The sequence below is a fragment of the Streptomyces sp. R44 genome (genome assembly GCF_041053105.1).
Taxonomy (GTDB): Bacteria; Actinomycetota; Actinomycetes; order Streptomycetales; family Streptomycetaceae; genus Streptomyces.
The window spans coordinates 8,389,789-8,408,170 of sequence record NZ_CP163444.1 but is presented as its reverse complement, the minus strand read 5'-3'; the positions used below and the strand labels follow the sequence as shown (position 1 = coordinate 8,408,170).

The following is an 18,382-nucleotide window of genomic DNA, read 5'->3' as shown; positions in this document are numbered from 1 at the left end:
TGCGGGCCGTCAGCCGGTACCGATCTCCACCCCGGCGTACGCCACCGCCGTCAGGGCCAAGACGGCAGCGGGCAGGGCCCGCACGAGCGGGTCGGGGTGGCGCAGGTGGACTACTGCGGCCGCCGTCATCAGCAGCGCCAGCCCGATTGCGGCGGCCACTCCGATGGGGGCGGAAGCCAGTCCGAGTACCAGCCCGACGGCTCCGGCCATTTCCAGGGCGCCGACGACGCGGTAGAGGCCCGGCGACATGCCGAGGTGCGCTGCCGCCTGGCGCATGAACGGCACCGCGGCGATCTTCGCCGCTCCCAGGGGCAGAAAGACCAGGGTCAGGACGACGGCGAGGGCGATCTGCGCTGCTGTCATGTCGACCGGCCCCGGCGTTCGGCACCCAGGCGGGCGAAGTAATCGATGAGGTCGGGGGCGTCCACGGCTGCCGGGTTGACGACCTGCTCGACCGGGGCGCCCTGAAGGAGGCGTTTGACAGGGACTTCGAGTTTCTTGCCGGTGCGGGTGTGCGGGATGCCGGGGACTTCCAGGATCTCGTCGGGGGCGTGGCGGGGTGAGGCACCCGTCCGAATCGCATCCTTGATCTTCTCGCGGAGTGGGTCGTCCAGGGTCACACCCGCTGCGAGGACCACGAACAGGGGCATCCAGTAGCCGCCGTCGGGTTCCTCCGCTCCGATGACGAGGGCCTCGGTGATCTCGGGGAGGCGTTCGACGACGTCGTGGATGTCGGCACTGCCCAGACGTACGCCGTTGCGGTTCAAGGTGCTGTCGGAGCGGCCGTGGACGATCACGGAGCCGTGTCCGGTGAGTGTGATCCAGTCGCCGTGCCGCCAGACGCCGGGGTGGGAGGAGAAATAGGCGTCGCGGTAGCGGGTGCCGTCGGGGTCGTTCCAGAAGTACAGCGGCATGGACGGCATCGGGCGGGTGACCACCAGTTCGCCGACCTGGTCCACGATCGGGAGGCCCTCGGCGTCGTACGCGGCCAGGGCCACGCCCAGGTGGGGTGCTGAGAGCTCTCCTGCCCAGACCGGTGTGCTGGGGGCGCTGCCGGCGAAGCCGGAGACGACGTCCGTGCCGCCGCTGGTGGACGCGAGCAGGACGTGGTCGCCGACGTGGTGGCGGACCCAGGGGTAGGCGGAGGCGCGGTCGCCGGGGCCGAGGTCGGAGTGCAGGCCGAGGGTCTTGAGATGTTCGAGCAGGACGCCGCCGTGGCCGTGGACGACGCCCTTGGGCAGGCCGGTGGTGCCCGAGGAGAACACGATCCACAGCGGGTGGTCGAACGGCACCGGTGCGCAGGTGAGTTCCTCGGTGCGGGTGGAGGCTTCCTCCCACGGCACCACGAGTGACGGGTACGTGTGTGTCGGCCACGGCAGGCCCACGTGGTCCACCAGCAGCGCGGCCTTCAGCGTCGGCAGCTCACCGGCGAGTTCGAGGGTGGCGTCGCGGCGGTCGGGGGTGGTGCCGTTGAAGAGGTAGCCGTCGGCGGAGATCAGGACGGTGGGTTCGAGCTGGGCGAAGCGGTCGGCGGCGGCTTTGGGGGCGTAGTCCTGCCCGCAGACCGACCACACGGCGCCCAGGCTCGCGGTGGCGAGGAAAGCGACGATCGCGTGCGGGGTGTTGGGCAGGTAGCGCACGACCCGGTCCCCCTTGCTGACGCCCAGGTCGCGCAGGGTGGCGGCGACGGAGGCGACCTGGGCGCGCAGCCGGTTGCCGGTCACCTCGTGGCTGGAGCCGGTCTCGGCGAGGGCGATGATCGCCACGGTGTCGTCGGTAAGGTTGCGCCGGGCGTGGTGCGTGTAGTTGAGGGTGGCGCCGGGGAACCAGCGGGCGCCCGGCATCCGCTCCTCCGCGAGCACCTGCTCGTACGGGGAGACCCCGTCGATGTCGAAGTAGTCCCACACCGCGCCCCAGAAACCTTCCAGGTCGGTGACCGACCAGTGGTGCAGGGTGGCGTAGTCGGTGCCGTCCACGCCGGCGTGGCGGGCGAAGTCCATGATGCGGCTGTCGGCGACGGCCTGCGGATCGGGCGTCGTGAAGGGTTCCGGGTACGGCCTGGTCATCGTGTGGCGCTCCTCAGCAGGCTTTTCTCTACGGTCCGTGGGGAAGGGGCGGGGCTGCGCGTGGTGTGCAGGAGAGATGCCCAGGCGGCGGTGTCGGTGAAGTCGTGGCCGCCGGCCGGGATCACGTCCATGACGACGCGGTCGGGGCGCAGCAGGACGGCGTCCGCCCGGCCGGCGCGCAGCCAGGCGGCGAGGGTGCCGTCGTCACGGAGGTCGGCCACGGGGATCGCCGGGACGCCGAGTCCGTGGGCGAGGGCGCGCAGCGAGGGCGAGGGTTCGGCGGCGGTCAGGACGGTGAAGCTGTCGCCGAGCAGTTCGTCGAGGCGGCGGCGCCGGTCGTCGAGTACCACCCATGGTTGGGGGCAGTGGGTGCCCACGAGGCTCCTGCGTACACGGCGCCGGACGAGGGGCCCGGCGGTCAGGGTTGGGCTGAGGTCGCGGCCCGCCGCCGCGGTGAGGCCGGGTATGCGGCAGGCCGCGGCCAGGATCCTGCGGCGCAGCGCGGCGGCGCCGTCCTGGCCGCCGGTCATGGCCCAGCCCATGGCGACCGCGAGCCGGATCATGTGCCGTGCGTGCGGCTTGCGCTCGCTCTCGTACGTGTCCAACAACCGCTCGTCGCCGCCCTGGCCCAGGACGCGGGCCAGCTTCCAGGTGAGGTTGTAGGCATCACGGAGTCCCGCGCACAGCCCCTGCCCACTGAACGGCGGGGTGAGGTGCGCGGCGTCGCCGAGGAGGAACACCCGTCCGCTGCGCCACCGGTCGGCCACCCGCGCCCGGAAGGTGTACTGCGTCTCCCGTACGACTTCGAAGTCCCCGTCGTACGAGGGCGACAGCCACGGGGCGATCAGTTCGCGAACCGGTTGCTGCCCGTCTGGCAGCCGGAACTCCCAGCGGTAGCGGTCCTCACCGACGCGCCTGAACGTCGCCGGCCGGTGAGGGTCGCAGACCTGGTCGACGCCTTCCCAGCAGCGGACGACGGCCTTCGTGCGGACGTCGATGACGGTCCAGCGTTCTTCGAAGCGCAGGTCTTCTCACTCGGCGCCGATGGCGGTATGTGTGAGGCTGCCCGCGCCGTCGCAGCCGAGGACCGCCTCGGCCCACAGGTGATGCTCACCGTCGTCGTCGCGGTAGGTCACGCGCACGGGGCCGGCCGGGTCCGGGCCGACGCCGGTGACCTCGACACCGCCCCTCAGTTCGCACTCCGGGCGGCGGGCGAGGGCGTCGCGCAGCAGCCGCTCGAGCTCGGGCTGGTCGAACATGCTGGTCTGCGGGTAGCCGTGACGGCCGTGCTCGGAGCGTCGGAACTCGGCCATGACCCGGTGGCGGGCGTCGAGCAGCCGAAGTCCGTTCGCGGGGCGGGTGATCGCGGCGAACTCCTCGCCCACGCCTGCGGCCTGGAGGATGCGGCGCACCTCGTCGAGCGGGCAGACGTCCTGGTGGCGTTCCAGGATGACGGTGCGAATACCGCGCCGGGCAAGGAGGAGGGCGGCGGTCACGCCCACCGGCCCGGCGCCGATGATCACGACGGGTACGGGGTCTGTCTGTGCCGGGTCTGTCTGTACGAGCCCGGGTGCGGTGTACCGGGGTCCGGCCTGGTCGGCGGTCATGTGCGGCTCACCTCGGGTCTTGCTTCGCGTCCGTGACTGGCGCGACGGCAGACCGAGGCCGAGCGCCAGGTCGCGGACGCGCTGCGCGAGGCTCTCCTTCCCACGTACTCGGAGGCGCTCGCCGCCGTCGGCCTGACGGTGGCGGCGTCGTACCGCCCGGCCGAGCCGGACTCGGCGGTGGGCGGCGACTGGTACAAATGCCGTCCGCTGCCGGACGGCCGGGTGCTCGTGGCGATCGGCGACGCATCGAGGCACGGTCTGGACGCCGTGGCCCGGATGGCACAGCAGCGGCACGCCTTGGCCGGGCTGGCGCAGACGGGGGCGTCCGCCGGCGAAATCACCACCTGGCTGAACGAGCTGGTGTGCAGCGACCCGGCCGGACAGACGGCCACCGTGGTGGCCGGGCACATCGACCGGGACAAGATCCTGCACTGGGCCTGCGCCGGCCATCCGGCCCCGCTGCTGCTGCGTGACGGAGGCGCGGAGCCGCTCGGCGCCGAGGTCCGCGGCCCGCTTCTCGGCGCCCTGCCGGGTTACGCGTACGAGACCACGTCGACGCCGTTGCGCCCGGGCGATCTGCTGGTGCTGTACACCGACGGCATGGTCGAGCGCCGGGACGAGGACCTGACCGTCGGCATCGACCGGCTGATGCAGGCGGTGACGTCGTCGTCCACGCGCGAACCGCAAGCGCTGATCGACGCGCTGGTCGCCGACCTGGAACTCGCGGGCCACGGGGACGACGCGTGCGGGCTGGCGATCCGGGTGGACTGAAGCGGACATCGCACCGGACGCACCGCCCTCACCGCCCTGGCTTCGGGAGCGCCGTCATCCATGGACGATCGCGCGCACGTTCTCCGGGCTGCCGCAGTCCGAGGCCAGCTGCTTCGCGCGCTCTTCCAGGAACGCCCTGCTCAGCTCGGCCCGGCGCTCGTCGGAGACGCTCTCCCTGGCACCGTTGAGGATCGTCCGCTCTTCCTCGTCCAGGTGGTGATCGACCGCCTTCACCAGTTCCTCCAGGCGGCTGTCCCACTCCTCGGACCCGACGTCCTCCACCTCGAGCAGTTTCAGGAGAGCCTCGTTGCCCTCGGCGTGCTCCTCGGCGCCGTGCTCCACTTCCTCGTCGTCGACGCCCTTGAAGCGCTTGAGCGCTCCGTAGACCTCGGCTTCCTCGGCCTCGCCGTGCGCGATGAGCAGTGCCGCGAACTCCTTCAGCGCGGCGGCGCGGTCGGCCTCGACGCTGCGCATGCGCCGGAAGAGGTCCTCCATGGTGCGGTGATCCTTGAGGATGGCCGCCACGAAGTCCTCCTGTTCTGCCGTACGGGTGTTCACCGTCGTCCTCCTCGTTCGTCCACGCGAACACGGTCGGAACGCATCTGAACTCCCCGGCTACCCCTCCATGGGCGGCACAATCACCGCGGGGTCAGCCACGGAGGTGCGACGTCGAACGGCGCGACCGAAGCGACGGCGATCCCGTACGGGGCGCGTGGACGGCGGCCTTGGTTGCTCCGTGGGCCGGGTGGTCGGGTTCGCCGTTGACCAGTACGCCACCGGCGGCGGCGTCGCGGGCGCACCGCGGCCCGTCGCTCAGGCGACCGTCAGGACCATTTTGCCCGTGGTACGGCCCCGCTCGCCGATCACGTGGGCCTTCGCCGCCTCGGCGAGCGGCACGACGACATCGACCACCGGCCTCAGCTTCCCCTGCTCCACCAGAGCCGCGATCTCTCGCAGGCCGAGGTGGTCGGGCTCCACCAGGACCCAGATCGCCCGCACACCGGCACGCGCGGCGGGGACGTCGTCCGGTCCCGGCAGGGTGATCAGCCTGCCCCCGTCGCGGAGCACCTCCAGGGAACGCTCGGCCGTCTCTCCGCCGATGCCGTCCAGGACGACGTCCACGTCGGAGACGACGTCCTCGAAGCGGGTCTCGCGGTAGTCGACGACCTCGTCCGCGCCCAGCTCCCGCACGAGCTCGTGCTTGCCCGCGCTCGCCGTGCCGATGACGTACGCGCCACGGGCCTTGGCGATCTGCAAGGCGAGGTGCCCCACTCCCCCGGCCGCCGCGTGCACCAGCACCCGCTCCCCGGGGCGGACGTCGGCCACGTCGACGAGGGCCTGCCAGGCGGTGAGCGCGGCAAGCGGCAGCGCCGCGGCCTCCACATGGGTCAGGGAGGCGGGCTTGGGGGCGAGGTGCCGTGCCGGGGACACCACGTACTGGGCGTATCCGCCGGCCTGCTTCGGGAACAGCGGCATGCCGAAGACCTCGTCGCCGGGGCGGAAGATCCCCACGCCGGGGCCCACGGCCTCCACCGTGCCGGACACGTCCCATCCGACGGCCGGGACGGCGCCCCACTCGATGAGGGCCCCGCCGGCCCGGGTCTTCCAGTCGACGGGGTTCACTCCGGCCGCGTGGACGCGCACCAGGACCTCGCCCACGCCGGGCTCGGGGCGCTCCACCTCGCGCTCGACCAGGTTCTCGGGTCCGCCCCACTGTTCCACGACCACCGCACGCATGCTGTCCGCCTCGTTTTCGTCTCGTTCGGCACGCCCCCGGACCATTCCGGCGGCGACGTGTCCACGATCCGGTACACCGGTCCTGTCTGGTATTGGCCGTCAGGCCAGCATGTGTCAGGATCTGGCCATGAGGGAAATGACCGTCCGGAACACACCGAACCAGCGGGGAACGGCGGCGCGACCGCACCTGATCGCCGTGCTCGCGCTTCCCGGGGTGCCTCCGTTCGAGCTCGGTATCCCCTCCCGGGTCTTCGGCAGCGCCTGGGAGGCGGACGGCCGCCCGCTGTACGAGGTCACGGTCTGTACGGCCGACGGCGCCCCGGTACTCAGCGATGCGGGGTTCACCGTGCAGCCCGCGGCCGGTCCGGAGGCGCTGGCCGCCGCCGACACCGTGATCATCCCGCCCACGCACGCGATGCCCGAGCTGGGCCGGGGCGGCCCGCTGCCGCCCGAGGTCGCCGCGGCCATCGGGGCCATCCGGCCCGGCACCCGTCTGGTGTCCATCTGCACCGGGTCCTACGTCCTCGCCGCCGCCGGGCTCCTCGACGGCCGGCCGGCCACCACCCACTGGAACCTCGCCCCGGAGTTCCGCCGCGTCTACCCCGAGGTCAAGGTGGACGAGGAGGTGCTCTTCGTCGACGACGGCGACGTGCTGACCTCCGCGGGCGTGGCCGCGGGGGTCGATCTGTGCCTGCACATGATCCGCCGCGACCACGGCGCCTCGGCCGCCAACCGCGCCGCCCGCATGTGCGTGGTGCCTCCCTGGCGGGACGGCGGACAAGCCCAGTTCATCGACCGGCCCGTACCGGAGCCCACCCTGGCCAGCACGACCGCCACCCGTGCCTGGGCCCTGGAGCACCTCGCCGAGCCCCTCACCCTCGCGCGGCTCGCCGAGCACGCGCGGATGAGCCTGCGGTCCTTCACCCGGCGGTTCCGCGACGAGGTCGGGGTGACCCCCGGGCAGTGGCTCACGGCGCAACGTCTGGAGCTGGCCAAGCAACTGCTCGAGACGACCGACCTCGCGGTCGACCTCGTCGCCCACCGTGCCGGCCTGGGCTCCGGGAACTCCTTGCGCGCACACATGCGTACGGCTTTCGGCGTCTCGCCGGCCGCCTACCGCCGCACGTTCGGCACGGACACGAGCAGGAGCACCAGCACCAGCACCAGCACCTAGATCGCACCCCGCTCATGAAGGGTCGCTGTCGGCGTGCGCGCGCGGGTCGGCGGGGGGATTCGCCTTACGCTGCGTCTTCCCGAGCCTCTCCGAAAGCGCGGACGTCTTGCTTGCCGTCACTGTCATCGCGGGCATCCTGTTCACCTGGTGCGTCCTGTCGCGCCGGCTCGCACTGTGGAGCATCACCGCACCGATCGCCATGATGGTGGCGGGCGTCGCGCTCACCAGCGGCTCGGACCCGGCGCTCGCCTTCGACTTCGCCGACCTGTCCGGCTTCGAGCAAGCGGTGGAGGTCGTCCTCGCCCTGCTGCTCTTCGTCGACGCGACCGACGTGCCGGCCGGAGCCATCCGCCGGGAGAGGCGCGTCGTCGCCCGACTCCTGGGCGGCGCGCTGCCACTGACCCTGGGCGCCGCCTTCCTCACCGCGCTCGCCTTCTTCCCCGACCGGCCCGGGTGGGTTCTGGCGGCTCTGGCGACGGTCGTCGTCCCGCTCGATCTGGCACCCGCCGCGGCCGTCGTGCGGGACGGGCGCATCCCGGGGCGCCTCCGGGAGGTGCTCACCGTCGAGGGCGGCCTGAGCGACGGCATCGTCTCACCGGTGTTCCTGATCTGCGTCGCGGCCGCCGCCGAGTACCACACGGCCGGCGCGGACTTCGCCGAGGCCCTCCTCGGCGCCGTCGGAGCGGCGGGGGCGGCCGTCGGGGCCGGATCGCTCGTCGGCCACCTGGCGGGACGGCTGCTTCGCCGGTCCTGGGCGAGGGGCTGGACCCTGCCCACCGCGACGAGACTCGCGGTGCTGAGCGTGCCGGTCGCCGCGTACTCCCTGTCCGTCGCCCTGGGAGGCAACGGCTTCGCCGCTACGCCCGGGGGCGGCGTACCGCGACGGAACCCCGGGCCACGGGAGGGTGAGGCCGTGCGGCGGGGCAGGGCTTCACGCCCGGCCCCGCCGCACTCCGCCTCGGCCGCCCTACCCGGGTCAGGACGGGAGCCACGTCCGCCAGGTGGCCTCGTTCTCAATCACCCAGCGGCCGGCCGCCTCCTGCGGCGACAGCTTCTGGTCCGCGATCATCAGGGCGACGTCGTTCTGCATGCTGGTCGTCCAGCGGAACTTCTTCAGGAAGGCGGCTGCGTCGCCCCCGCCGTCCGCGAAGCGGGCGTTGAGGAACTTCTGCAGGGGCGTGTGCGGGTACGCGCAGGCCACCTTCTCCGGGTCGGCGTCGCAGCCCTCCTGGTAGGCGGGCAGCTTCACCTCCGTCATCGGGACCTTCTCGAACAGCCACTGGGGCTTGTACCAGTAGCTCAGGAACGGCTTCTTCTCCTTGGCGAACTGCTTGATCTGCGTGATCTGCGCCGCCTCGGAGCCCGCGAACACGACCTGGTAGTCCAGGTCCAGGTTGTTCACCAGGGCCTTGTCGTTCGTCACGTACGACGGGGAGCCGTCGAGGAGCTGGCCCTTGCCGCCGCTCTCCGCGGTGCGGAACTGGTCGGCGTACTTGTTCAGGTTCTTCCAGTCGGTGACGTCCGGGTGCTGCTCGGCGAAGTACGTCGGCACGAACCAGCCGATGTGACCGGTGACCCCGAGATCGCCGCCGCGCTGGATCGTCTTCTTGTCGTCGATGTACCGCTTCTCCTGGTCCGGGTGGCCCCAGTCCTCCAGGATGGCGTCCACCCGCCCCTGGCTGAGCGCGTCCCAGGCGGGCACCTCGTCGATCTGTACGGTATCCACCCGGTAGCCGAGCTCGTGTTCGAGCAGGTACTGGGCGACGGCGACGTTGGCCTGCGCGCCCACCCACGACTGCACGGAGAGCGTCACCGTACGGGAGCCCTTCGCGTCGGCGTACGGGGAGGACTGGCGGGTCATGTCGGCGGCGCCGCAGCCGGTCAGGCCGGCCGCCAGGGCGGCGGCCGTGACGAGTGCGGCGATGCGTGTACGAGCCATCTCAGGCCCCCTTTCCGGCGAGCTCACGGCGTTGCGTCGGCTGGGTGACGCGGTCGAGCATCAGGCCGAGGCAGACGATCGCCGCGCCGGCCACCAGACCGGTCGCCAGGTCGCCCTGGGCGAGGCCGAAGACCGCGTCGTAACCGAGCGCGCCACCGCCCACGAGGCCGCCGATGACGACGACGGCGAGGACCAGCACCACACCTTGGTTGACGGCCAGCAGCAACGCCGGGCGAGCCAGTGGCAGTTGGACCTGGAACAGCTGCTGGCGCCCGGTCGCGCCCAGCGAGCGCGAGGACTCCATGGCGGCCGGGTCCACCCCGCGTACGCCCTGGGCAGTGATCCGTACCACCGCGGGCAGCGCGTAGACCACGGCGGCGGCGACCGCCGGGGCGCGGCCCACGCCGAAGAGGGCGACCACGGGGATCAGGTACACGAACTGCGGCATCGTCTGGAAGACGTCGAGCACCGGACGCAGCGCGCGTCCCAGGCGAGTGCTGCGAGCCGCGGCGATCCCGAGCGCGAGGCCGAGCAGCAGCGTCACGGCGACGGCGGCCAGGACCTGGGACAGCGTGTCGAGCGCCGGGTCCCAGACACCGAGCACACCGATCGCGGCCATCGCGAGGACGGCGGTCAGGGCCGTGCGCCAGGTGCCGATGAGCAGGGCGAGGGCGCCGACGGTCAGCAGGACCGACCACCAGGGCAGCCACTGCAGGCCGTCGCGCAGGGGGTTGAGGACCCAGGTGGTGAACCGCGCCGCCCAGTCGGCGGTGCCGCCGACGAGGGGCACGCCGGAGTAGAGATGGGCGGTCATCCAGTCGACGGCCGTGTTGACGGGTTCGGCGACGTCGAGCGTCCACCCCTCGGGCCAGCTGAGCCGGTCGGCCAGGCGGCCCGCGGCGGCGACGGCGGCGGTCACCACGAGGGCGACGGCCCAGGCGAGCCGGGAGCGGCGGGCCGGAGCCGTGCCGATCCGTTCTCCGGCCGCGGCGGTGACCCGGTCCAGGACGATGGCGAGCAGCACGATCGGGACACCGGCGGCGAGCGCGGCGCCGACGTCGACGGAGGCCAGTGCCTGGTAGACGCGGTCGCCGAGGCCGCCTGCGCCGATGACGGAGGCGATGACGGCCATGCCGAGCGCCATCATGATCGACTGGTTGACGCCGAGCAGGAGTTCCTTGCGGGCCAGCGGCAGCCGGGCCGTGAGCAGCCGCTGCCTGCCGGTGGCGCCGAGGGACGCGGCGGCCTCCATGACGCCGGCGTCCGCTCGGCGCAGTCCGAGCGCGGTGAGCCGCGCCATGGGCGGGGCGGCGTAGACGACGGTGGCGAGGACGGCGGCGGGTACGCCGATGCCGAAGACCAGGACGACGGGCAGGAGGTAAGCGAAGGCGGGCAGCACCTGCATGGTGTCGAGCACCGGCCGGAGGATGCGGTCCATCCGGTCCGAGAGGCCGGCGGCCAGGCCGAGCAGGCCTCCGAGCAGTACGGACGCGGCGACGGCGACCACCATCAGGGCGAGCGTCTGCATGGTGGGCACCCACATGCCGAGCAGCCCGCAGGCGCCGAAGGCGGCGACGGAGGTCAGCGCGAGCCGGACGCCCGCGACCCGCCAGGCCAGCAGCCCGGCGGCGGCGGTGACGCCGGCCCAGCCGAGGGCGAGCAGCAACAGGTACACCGCTCGTACGGACACGACGACGGCGTTGCTGACATGTCCGAGGAAGTAGAGGAAGAGCGGGTGGCCGTCACGGTTGTCGATGATCCAGTCGCTGGTGCGTTCCAACGGCCCGGACAGGTCGACGGCGAGCGAGGTCGGCCAGCTGCCGCCGCCCAGGAGCACGGCGCCGAGGACGAGCGCGACGGCCGCGACGGCTCCGATCAGCCGGCCGCGGTGGTGCGCGAGGGCGCGCGGCGCGGCGGGTCCGGCGCCGGTGGCGGTGGCGGTGGCGGTCGTGGGGCGGGGAGGAGCGGGGGTGGCGGTGGCGCTCATCGGCCCCACCGCCCCAGGGCGTCGGGACAGGCCGCGCCGCGCCGCGGCTGACGGCTCGCGGCACCCTTCGTGCCGCCCGGCGGCGGCCAGGTCGTATGGGCGTACATCAGGCCACCGCCTTCCGGGTCGCGGCCGGGACCCCGGCGACGACACCGAGGAGTCCCGCGTGGTCGACCACACCGAGGCAGCGGCCGTCCTCGACGACCCGCGCGTTCTCACCCGTTCGGGCGACGGCCTCGATGGCCTCGTGGACGGTGGCGCCGGGGGCGAGCGCGGGGCCGGTGTCGCGCTCGTCGGCCAGCGCGGGGCGCATCGCCGAGCGGACGGTCAGCACCTGCTCGCGCGGCACGTCTCGGACGAAGTCCCTGACGTACTCGTCGGCGGGGGCGCCCACGATCTCCTCCGGCGTGCCGAGCTGCACGATCCGGCCGTCGCGCATCAGCGCGATGCGGTCGCCGAGCTTCAGTGCCTCGCTCAGGTCGTGCGTGATGAAGACCATCGTGCGGCCCTCCTCGCGGTGCAGGCGGACGACCTCCTCCTGCATGTCCCGGCGGATCAGCGGGTCGAGTGCGCTGAACGGCTCGTCGAACAGCAGGACTTCGGGGTCGACGGCGAGCGCCCGGGCCAGTCCGACCCGCTGCTGCTGGCCGCCGGACAGCTGGCTCGGCCTGCGGTGTGCCATGCCGTCCAGGCCGACCTTGGTGACGAACTCCGCGGCCCGCTCCCGTCGTTCGCCGCGTCCCACGCCCTGGATCTCAAGGCCGTACGCGATGTTGTCGAGCACCGTACGGTGCGGCAGCAGACCGAAGTGCTGGAAGACCATCGCCGCCCGGTGCCGGCGCAGCTCGCGGAGCCGGCCGGCGTCCATGGACAGGACGTCCTCGCCGTCGATGGAGAGGGTGCCCGAGGTCGGTTCGATGAGCCGGGTCAGGCAGCGGACGAGCGTCGACTTGCCCGAGCCGGACAGGCCCATGACGACGAAGACCTCGCCCTTGCGGACGTCGAAGGAGACGTCACGGACGGCCGCGGTGCAGCCGGTGCGCTCGCGCAGCTCGGCGGCGCCGAGGGAGGAGAGCTCCTGGTCGGCGGGCACGCGGTCGGCCTTCGGGCCGAAGACCTTCCACAACCCGCGTACGGAGAAGACGGGTTCGGCGGTGTTCTGTGCCTGGTTCTGTGCCTGGTTCTGTGTCAGGTCGTTCATCGTCGGGTCCCTCCCAGCAGGTCCACACATTTCTCGCCGACCATGAGCACGCCGATCATCGGGTTGACGGCGGTCATCGTCGGGAAGACGGACGCGTCGGCGATCCTGATGCCGTCGAGGCCTCGGATTCTCAGGTCCGGTGCGACGACGGCGAGTTCGTCGTCGGCGGCGCCCATCCGGCAGGTGCCCGCCGGGTGGTACACGGTGTGCGCGACGTGGCGGGCGTACGCGCTGAGCTCCTCGTCGGAGGTGACCTCCGGCCCCGGGCACACCTCGCGCTTCAGCCAGCCGGCCAGCGGTTCGCTCGCCGCGATCCGCCGGGCGATCCGGATGCCGTCGACGAGGGTGCGGCCGTCGTAGTCGTCCTCGTCGGTGAAGTACCGGAAGTCGAGCGCGGGCTTGACCTCGGGGTCCGCGCTCGTCAGGTAGAGCCGGCCACGGCTGCGCGGCTTGGGGATGTTCGGGGTCATCGACACGCCGTGCGCGGGCCGTTCGTAGCCGATCCGCTCGGGGTTGTCGGTGAAGGGGATCTGGTAGAAGTGGAACATCAGGTCCGGCCCCTCGGACGCCGGGTCCCGGCGGACGAACAGACCGGCGTCGGAGTCCATCGCGGAGTTCTCCGGGATCGGGCCGTGGGTCTCCCAGACGATGACCGACTCGGGGTGGTCGAGCAGGTTCTCCCCCACTCCCGGCAGGTCATGCACGACCGGGATGCCGAGCTTCTCCAGGTCCGCGCGGGGGCCGATGCCGGAGTGCAGCAGCAGCCGCGGGGTGTCCACGGCGCCCGCGCAGACCAGGACCTCGCGCCGGGCGCGTACGACGTGCTCCGTGCCCTCCTTGGTGCGGATGTGCACGCCGGTGGCGCGGGTGCCTTCCAGTTCGAGGCGGAACGCCCAGGTCTCCAGGGCGATGTGCAGGTTCGGCCGGTCGAGGAAGGGGTGCAGATAGGCGACCGAGGCGGAGGACCGTTTGTTGTTCTCGGGGTGGTAGGCGAGGTCGAAGAAGCCGACGCCCTCGTGGAAGGGCTCCCGGTTGAAGCCCTCGACGCGCGGGACGCCGAGCGCGGTCTGCGCCGCGTCGACGAAGTCGCGGGCTATCGCGTTCCGGTCGGCCTCGTCGACGGGGACGATGTTGTTCCGCAGCCGGGCGAAGTAGGGGTCCATCGCCGCCGCGTCCCAGCCCTCGGCGCCGGCCTCGGCCCACTCGTCCCAGTCGGAGGGGAGGGGCTTGAAGGCGATGAGGGTGTTGTGCGAGGAGCAGCCGCCGAGGACCCGCGCGCGGCTGTGGCGGATGTACGAGTTGCCGCGGGGCTGTTCGGTGGTGGGGTAGTCGTAGTCCAGCTCGCCGCCGAGCAGGCCCATCCAGCGGCGCAGGGTGAGGACCTCGTCGCGGCCGACGTCGCTGGGGCCGCCCTCGATGACGGCGACGGTGACGTCGGGGTTCTCGGTCAGCCGGGAGGCGATCACCGAACCGGCGGTGCCACCGCCGACGACGACGTAGTCGTACACGTGCGGGTCGGTCATGCCTGGTCCTTCGCCGTCGTGCCCGCGAACCAGCGCACGGGGCGCGGAGCGAGGTTCTGGTAGATGTGCTTGGTCTCGCGGTACTCGGCGAGGCCGCTGGGGCCCAGTTCGCGGCCGATGCCGGACTTTCCGAAGCCTCCCCACTCCGCCTGCGGCAGGTAGGGGTGGAAGTCGTTGATCCAGACGGTGCCGTGGCGCAGCCGGGCCGCGACCCGGCGGGCCCGGTCGGCGTCGGAGGTCCAGACCGCTCCGGCGAGGCCGTACTCGGTGTCGTTGGCGAGGGTCACGGCCTCCGCCTCGGTGCGGAACGTCTCCACGGTGAGGACGGGGCCGAAAATCTCCTCGCGGACGACGCGCATGCGGCGGTGGCACCGGTCGAGGACGGTGGGGCGGTAGAAGTATCCGGGGCCGGCCGGGCGTTCGCCGCCCGCGCGAAGGACCGCGCCCTCGCCGAGGGCGGAGGCCACGTACTGCTCGGTCCTCGCGACCTGGGCCTCGGAGACCAGCGGGCCGCACTCGACACCCGCGTCGGTGCCCCGGCCGAGCCGGATCAGCGCGGCCCGGCGGGCGAGTTCGGCGACGAACCGCTCGCGCAGGGACTCCTCGACGATGAGGCGGGAGCCGGCGGAGCAGACCTGGCCGCTGTGGATGAAGGCGGCGTTGAGAGCCTGGTCGACGGCGGTGTCGAAGCCCTCGGGCGTCGAACAGGCGTCGGCGAAGACGACGTTGGGGTTCTTGCCGCCCAGTTCGAGGGCGACCTTCTTCACGCTGTCGGCGGCCGCCCTGGCGACTTTCGTGCCGCTGACGAGACCGCCCGTGAACGACACGAGGTCGACGTCCGGGTGTTCGGCGAGCCGGGCGCCGACGGTGTGGCCGGGGCCGGTGACGATGTTGGCCGCGCCGAGCGGCAGGCCGGCCTCCAGAAGCAGTTCGACCAGTACGACGGTGGTCAGTGGGGTGATCTCGCTGGGCTTGATCACGAACGTGTTGCCGGCGGCGAGGGCGGGAGCGATCTTCCAGCTGGCCTGGAGCAGCGGGTAGTTCCAGGGCGTGATCAGGGCGCAGACGCCGACCGGCTCGTGCACGACGACACTGCGGATGTCGTCCGAGCCGGTGTCGACGACCCGTCCACCTTCCTCCTTCTCGACGAGGTCGGCGAAGTAGCGGAAGGCATCGCGGACGCAGTCGACGTCGACGCGGCCCTCCTCGAGGGTCTTGCCCGCGTCCTGGCTCTCCAGGGCGCCGATCCGCTCGCGGTCGCGGTCGAGGAGGTCGGCGACCCGCCGCAGCAGGGCGGCGCGCTCGGAGACCGGCGTACGCGGCCAGGAGCCGTCGTCGAACGCGGCGCGCGCCGCGGCCACGGCGTCGTCGGTGTCCTGGACGCCACCCTCGGCCACGACCGCGAAGGCGGTCGCGTCGACGGGGTCGATGATCTCGCGCGTGGCGCCGGAGAGGGCCGTGCGCCACTCTCCGCCCACATGGATGGTCTGTTGTGCTGCCGTCACGTCGCGTCTGACCTTTCGTTTCCTCTGAGTCCCCCTGCCGGTAGCACCGGCGGTTCGGCCGCCTGCCCTGGCTTCTCGGATCCATGCGCGATGCGTTGCGGAGAGTGACCTGACTCACCCTTTAAGTCACTACAAAAAGGGACATCTCGCACAGTTCGGCGGGGCCGGACACAAGGAGGAGGGCCCGCGCTCGATGAGCGCGGGCCCTCCTTCATGCGGACGTCGCAGAACCCTTCAAGCGGCCGTCACACGGCGACTCAGACGATCCGGCCGCCGAACGGGCCTCCCAGGCCGTAGTACGTGCCCAGCTCGCGGCGGTAGTCCGGGTCCCCGAGGTGCTTGTCGCGGTGGAACTCGGGCGCGTCCTTGATCTCCTCCTTGGTCCGGTCGACGAAGATCTTCCGTTCGTCCACGTCGATCCGCACCACGGTGTCGGCCGGAAGGAGGACCTCCTTGCCGAAGATCCAGACTCCGGTGTCCACGATCAGGTAGGCGTCGCCGATCTCGTCGGAGTGCTTGTCCACCTTCCCGATGCCGCCGTCGATCGCCTCGACCTTGTAGCCGGTCAGATCGGTACCGGCCAGGTGACCCGAGGTCGACTTGTAGCTCCACACGTGCTCAGTCACGCGAAAACAACTCCTCCGGTAGGCGAGGGCAGTCGCCGCATCGCCGCCGCCCTCCTCTTCCGTGTTCCGTGCGCGGCGGGGTGAATTCCCCGCCTGAGGTCCGCCTGCCCCGACCTCGGCGACGCATTCACCCGATTTCACTCCGGCCCGGGGGCCGACCCCGGCGCGCAACTCCGTGGCGGGCTCGGGCCGATCGGCAGGTTCTCCGGTCGGGGAGGCGTGAAATCCGTGTCCGGGGTTACGGGCGGAGGTACGGCGCCGCCCAGGCGCGGCGCCGTTCCCACCGACGGAAACGGGTGACGATGTCTGATTCGAGCCGGCACGAGACCACTCAGCCGAGCGCGGCGGCCCCCGTGCGGTCGTGGCACACCACCGCCCGTCAGGTCCAGGGCGGAATGGGCCTGCCCGTCCCGGCCACGTTCCACTACGACCCCGCCGACCCCTGGGCGGTGCACATCGTGTTCCGGCTTCCGCCGGGCCGGGTCGTCGACTGGATCTTCTCCCGGGAGCTGCTGCGCTCCGGGACGCGTGTCCTGAGCGGCGAAGGCGACGTCCGGCTGTGGCCGCTGCGCGACGGCGGCCGGGAAGGACGCGTCCACATGCGGCTGGGCCAGGCCGGGGCGTTCGCCGTGGTGGACGTCGACCGCGCGGGTCTGCGGACCTGGCTGGACGAGACGTACGTCTCCGTGCCCGAGGGCGCGGAGGCCGCGCGGATCGACTGGGGGGCCGAGACCTCCCAGCTCTTCGCCCGCCCGTAGGGACGGGATCCCGCGCGAGGGACCGAGACGAACTCAGGTGACAGGAGGAACTGATGCTGGACAGCTGGCGTGCACGTGCGGCCTGCCAGGATGTCGACCCCGACCTCTTCTTCCCGGTCGGGACGGGCGCACCGGCGCTGATCCAGGCCGAGGAGGCCAAGGAGATCTGCCGGGGCTGCCCCGTACGCGAGGAGTGCCTGCGCTGGGCCATGGACGACTCCCACCAGGTGACGGGAGTGTGGGGCGGCCTGCGCGAGGACGAGCGGCAATCCCTGAAGCGAGGGGCACGTCGCCGCGCCGACAGGGCGAACTGAGCCACTGGGCCCCGCACGGAGCGGGGTGGCCCTGCGGCACATGAACGCGGCTATGGCAGAGCGGCGCCCCGGGCGGAGATCCACAAGGTGTACCACTCGTCGTGGCTCAGGTCGGGTCCGGCCGTCGCGGCGTCCCGGCAGGCACGGATGCGCGCCGGGTTCGACGTCCCGATCACGGGGACGATCCGGGCCGGATGGCGCCGCAGCCACCACAGCACGATCGTCTCCGGCGTGGTGCCCTTGGCCTCGGCGAGCGAGGTCACCAACGCGGCGGTGGCCGCCTCCTGCCGGGTCCCCCGCGCCCCGGTGTAGCGCCCCTGGGCCAGCGCTCCCCACGCCTGGAGCTCGATGTCGTGGGTGAGGCAGTGCTCGACGGTACCGGCGGGGAAACCGTTGGCCGCGGACTCCGGGGTGTTGACGAGGACGCCGTCCTCCAGCCAGGCGCGCCGGTGCAGGCTCATCTCCAGTTGGTTGGCCACGAGCGGCAGGTCCATGTGGGCCTGGAGCCGGGCGATCTGCGCGGCGTTCATGTTCGAGACGCCGAATCGGCGGACGAGGCCCTGCCGGTGGAGCGAAGTCAGGGCGTCGCCGACGTCGGCGGGGTCGGCCAGCGGGTCGGGGCGGTGCAGAAGGAGGACGTCGAGGACGTCGGTGCGCAGCCGCTCCAGGCTCTCCTCGACCCTGCGGACGACGGAGGAACCCCGCAGGTCGTAGAGGCCGGGCCGGTCCCCGTCGGCCAGCCGGATGCCGCACTTGGTCTGCAGCGTGATCCGCTCACGGAGCCCCGCCGAACGGGCCAGCACCTCGCCGAAGACGGCTTCCGACTTTCCGCGCCGGTAGATGTCGGCATGGTCGAACGCGGTGATGCCGCTGTCCAGCGCCGCCTCGACGGCGGCCTCCGCCGCGTCGATGTCGGCGGCCGTGTGGGGCTCCGCGTCCCAGCCTCCTCCCAGGCCCATGCAGCCGAGGAGGAGGCGGTCGTCGGTCTTCTCGGGAAGGGTCACCGGGCCACCTTCGCACACGCACTCGACCCGATGCCCGGGACGGTGTGCAGCGGGTACGGGCCCACCTGCCCGCCCGTCGGACGGGTACGGGCCCACCGCCCGTCAGGCGTGGACGGGCCCACCGCCCGCCCGTCGTTCAGGCACGGCGGCGCGACCACCATCGGCCCCGG

Annotated in this window: 15 protein-coding genes and 2 pseudogenes; 5 read left to right on the top strand and 12 right to left on the bottom strand. The window is 72.3% G+C overall.

The window, feature by feature from the left end:
• Positions 1-9 precede the first annotated feature (9 nt).
• The 3 genes and pseudogenes from AB5J54_RS38790 to AB5J54_RS38780 all read right to left on the bottom strand — a co-directional run bounded on the left by AB5J54_RS38790 (position 10) and on the right by AB5J54_RS38780 (position 3,673).
• Positions 10-363, bottom strand: a complete 354-nt coding sequence (locus AB5J54_RS38790) for a DoxX family protein (protein ID WP_369148652.1) — start codon at positions 361-363, stop codon at positions 10-12.
• Positions 360-2,066 (bottom strand): AMP-binding protein, encoded by a 1,707-nt coding sequence (locus AB5J54_RS38785; protein WP_369148651.1) that lies wholly within the window; start codon positions 2,064-2,066, stop codon positions 360-362. Before AB5J54_RS38785 ends, AB5J54_RS38790 begins: the two co-directional genes overlap by 4 nt.
• Positions 2,063-3,673, bottom strand: a pseudogene (locus AB5J54_RS38780) (bifunctional 3-(3-hydroxy-phenyl)propionate/3-hydroxycinnamic acid hydroxylase). The gene AB5J54_RS38785 and the pseudogene AB5J54_RS38780 overlap by 4 nt, the downstream one beginning before the upstream one ends.
• 138 nt (positions 3,674-3,811) lie before the next feature.
• Between AB5J54_RS38780 and AB5J54_RS38775 the strand changes: the two are divergent.
• Positions 3,812-4,444 (top strand): PP2C family protein-serine/threonine phosphatase, encoded by a 633-nt coding sequence (locus AB5J54_RS38775; RefSeq protein WP_369148650.1) that lies wholly within the window; start codon positions 3,812-3,814, stop codon positions 4,442-4,444.
• 54 nt (positions 4,445-4,498) lie between these two features.
• Here AB5J54_RS38775 and AB5J54_RS38770 read toward each other — a convergent pair whose 3' ends face one another.
• Together AB5J54_RS38770 and AB5J54_RS38765 are read right to left on the bottom strand one after the other, a co-directional pair.
• Positions 4,499-5,002 (bottom strand): hemerythrin domain-containing protein, encoded by a 504-nt coding sequence (locus AB5J54_RS38770; protein ID WP_369148649.1) that lies wholly within the window; start codon positions 5,000-5,002, stop codon positions 4,499-4,501.
• A 255-nt stretch (positions 5,003-5,257) separates the two neighbouring features.
• Positions 5,258-6,181, bottom strand: a complete 924-nt coding sequence (locus AB5J54_RS38765) for an NADP-dependent oxidoreductase (RefSeq protein ID WP_369148648.1) — start codon at positions 6,179-6,181, stop codon at positions 5,258-5,260.
• 136 nt (positions 6,182-6,317) lie between these two features.
• On the opposite strand from AB5J54_RS38765, the gene AB5J54_RS38760 reads away from it, so the two are divergent.
• Together AB5J54_RS38760 and AB5J54_RS38755 are read left to right on the top strand one after the other, a co-directional pair.
• Positions 6,318-7,355, top strand: coding sequence for a GlxA family transcriptional regulator (locus tag AB5J54_RS38760; RefSeq protein ID WP_369149602.1), 1,038 nt, complete (start codon positions 6,318-6,320; stop codon positions 7,353-7,355).
• 106 nt (positions 7,356-7,461) lie between these two features.
• Positions 7,462-8,145 (top strand): annotated as a pseudogene (locus tag AB5J54_RS38755) (cation:proton antiporter); the annotation flags it as partial.
• 186 nt (positions 8,146-8,331) lie between these two features.
• Here the strand turns inward: AB5J54_RS38755 and AB5J54_RS38750 are convergent.
• The 6 genes from AB5J54_RS38750 to AB5J54_RS38725 form a co-directional block, all read right to left on the bottom strand.
• Positions 8,332-9,294, bottom strand: a complete 963-nt coding sequence (locus AB5J54_RS38750) for an ABC transporter substrate-binding protein (protein ID WP_369148647.1) — start codon at positions 9,292-9,294, stop codon at positions 8,332-8,334.
• A gap of 1 nt (position 9,295) precedes the next feature.
• Positions 9,296-11,281: an ABC transporter permease subunit gene (locus AB5J54_RS38745; RefSeq protein WP_369148646.1), complete on the bottom strand. Its 1,986-nt coding sequence runs from the start codon at positions 11,279-11,281 to the stop codon at positions 9,296-9,298.
• Between the two features lie 106 nt (positions 11,282-11,387).
• Positions 11,388-12,482, bottom strand: a complete 1,095-nt coding sequence (locus AB5J54_RS38740; protein WP_369148645.1) for a glycine betaine/L-proline ABC transporter ATP-binding protein — start codon at positions 12,480-12,482, stop codon at positions 11,388-11,390.
• Positions 12,479-14,005, bottom strand: coding sequence for a GMC family oxidoreductase (locus AB5J54_RS38735; RefSeq protein ID WP_369148644.1), 1,527 nt, complete (start codon positions 14,003-14,005; stop codon positions 12,479-12,481). Before AB5J54_RS38735 ends, AB5J54_RS38740 begins: the two co-directional genes overlap by 4 nt.
• Entirely contained in the window at positions 14,002-15,510 is a 1,509-nt protein-coding gene (locus AB5J54_RS38730) for an aldehyde dehydrogenase family protein (RefSeq protein WP_369148643.1), read from the bottom strand. The genes AB5J54_RS38735 and AB5J54_RS38730 overlap by 4 nt, the downstream gene beginning before the upstream one ends.
• Before the next feature lie 257 nt (positions 15,511-15,767).
• Entirely contained in the window at positions 15,768-16,136 is a 369-nt protein-coding gene (locus AB5J54_RS38725; protein WP_369148642.1) for a PRC-barrel domain-containing protein, read from the bottom strand.
• 302 nt (positions 16,137-16,438) lie between these two features.
• On the opposite strand from AB5J54_RS38725, the gene AB5J54_RS38720 reads away from it, so the two are divergent.
• Together AB5J54_RS38720 and AB5J54_RS38715 are read left to right on the top strand one after the other, a co-directional pair.
• The gene (locus tag AB5J54_RS38720; RefSeq protein ID WP_369148641.1) at positions 16,439-16,894 is read left to right on the top strand and encodes an SsgA family sporulation/cell division regulator; all 456 of its coding nucleotides are present in this window, start codon (positions 16,439-16,441) and stop codon (positions 16,892-16,894) included.
• Between the two features lie 56 nt (positions 16,895-16,950).
• Positions 16,951-17,208 carry a WhiB family transcriptional regulator gene (locus AB5J54_RS38715; protein ID WP_369149601.1) on the top strand — a complete coding sequence of 86 codons (258 nt, stop codon included), beginning with the start codon at positions 16,951-16,953 and terminating at the stop codon, positions 17,206-17,208.
• A 50-nt stretch (positions 17,209-17,258) separates the two neighbouring features.
• Here the strand turns inward: AB5J54_RS38715 and AB5J54_RS38710 are convergent, their stop codons facing one another.
• Positions 17,259-18,212: an aldo/keto reductase family oxidoreductase gene (locus AB5J54_RS38710; protein WP_369148640.1), complete on the bottom strand. Its 954-nt coding sequence runs from the start codon at positions 18,210-18,212 to the stop codon at positions 17,259-17,261.
• Positions 18,213-18,382 lie beyond the last annotated feature (170 nt).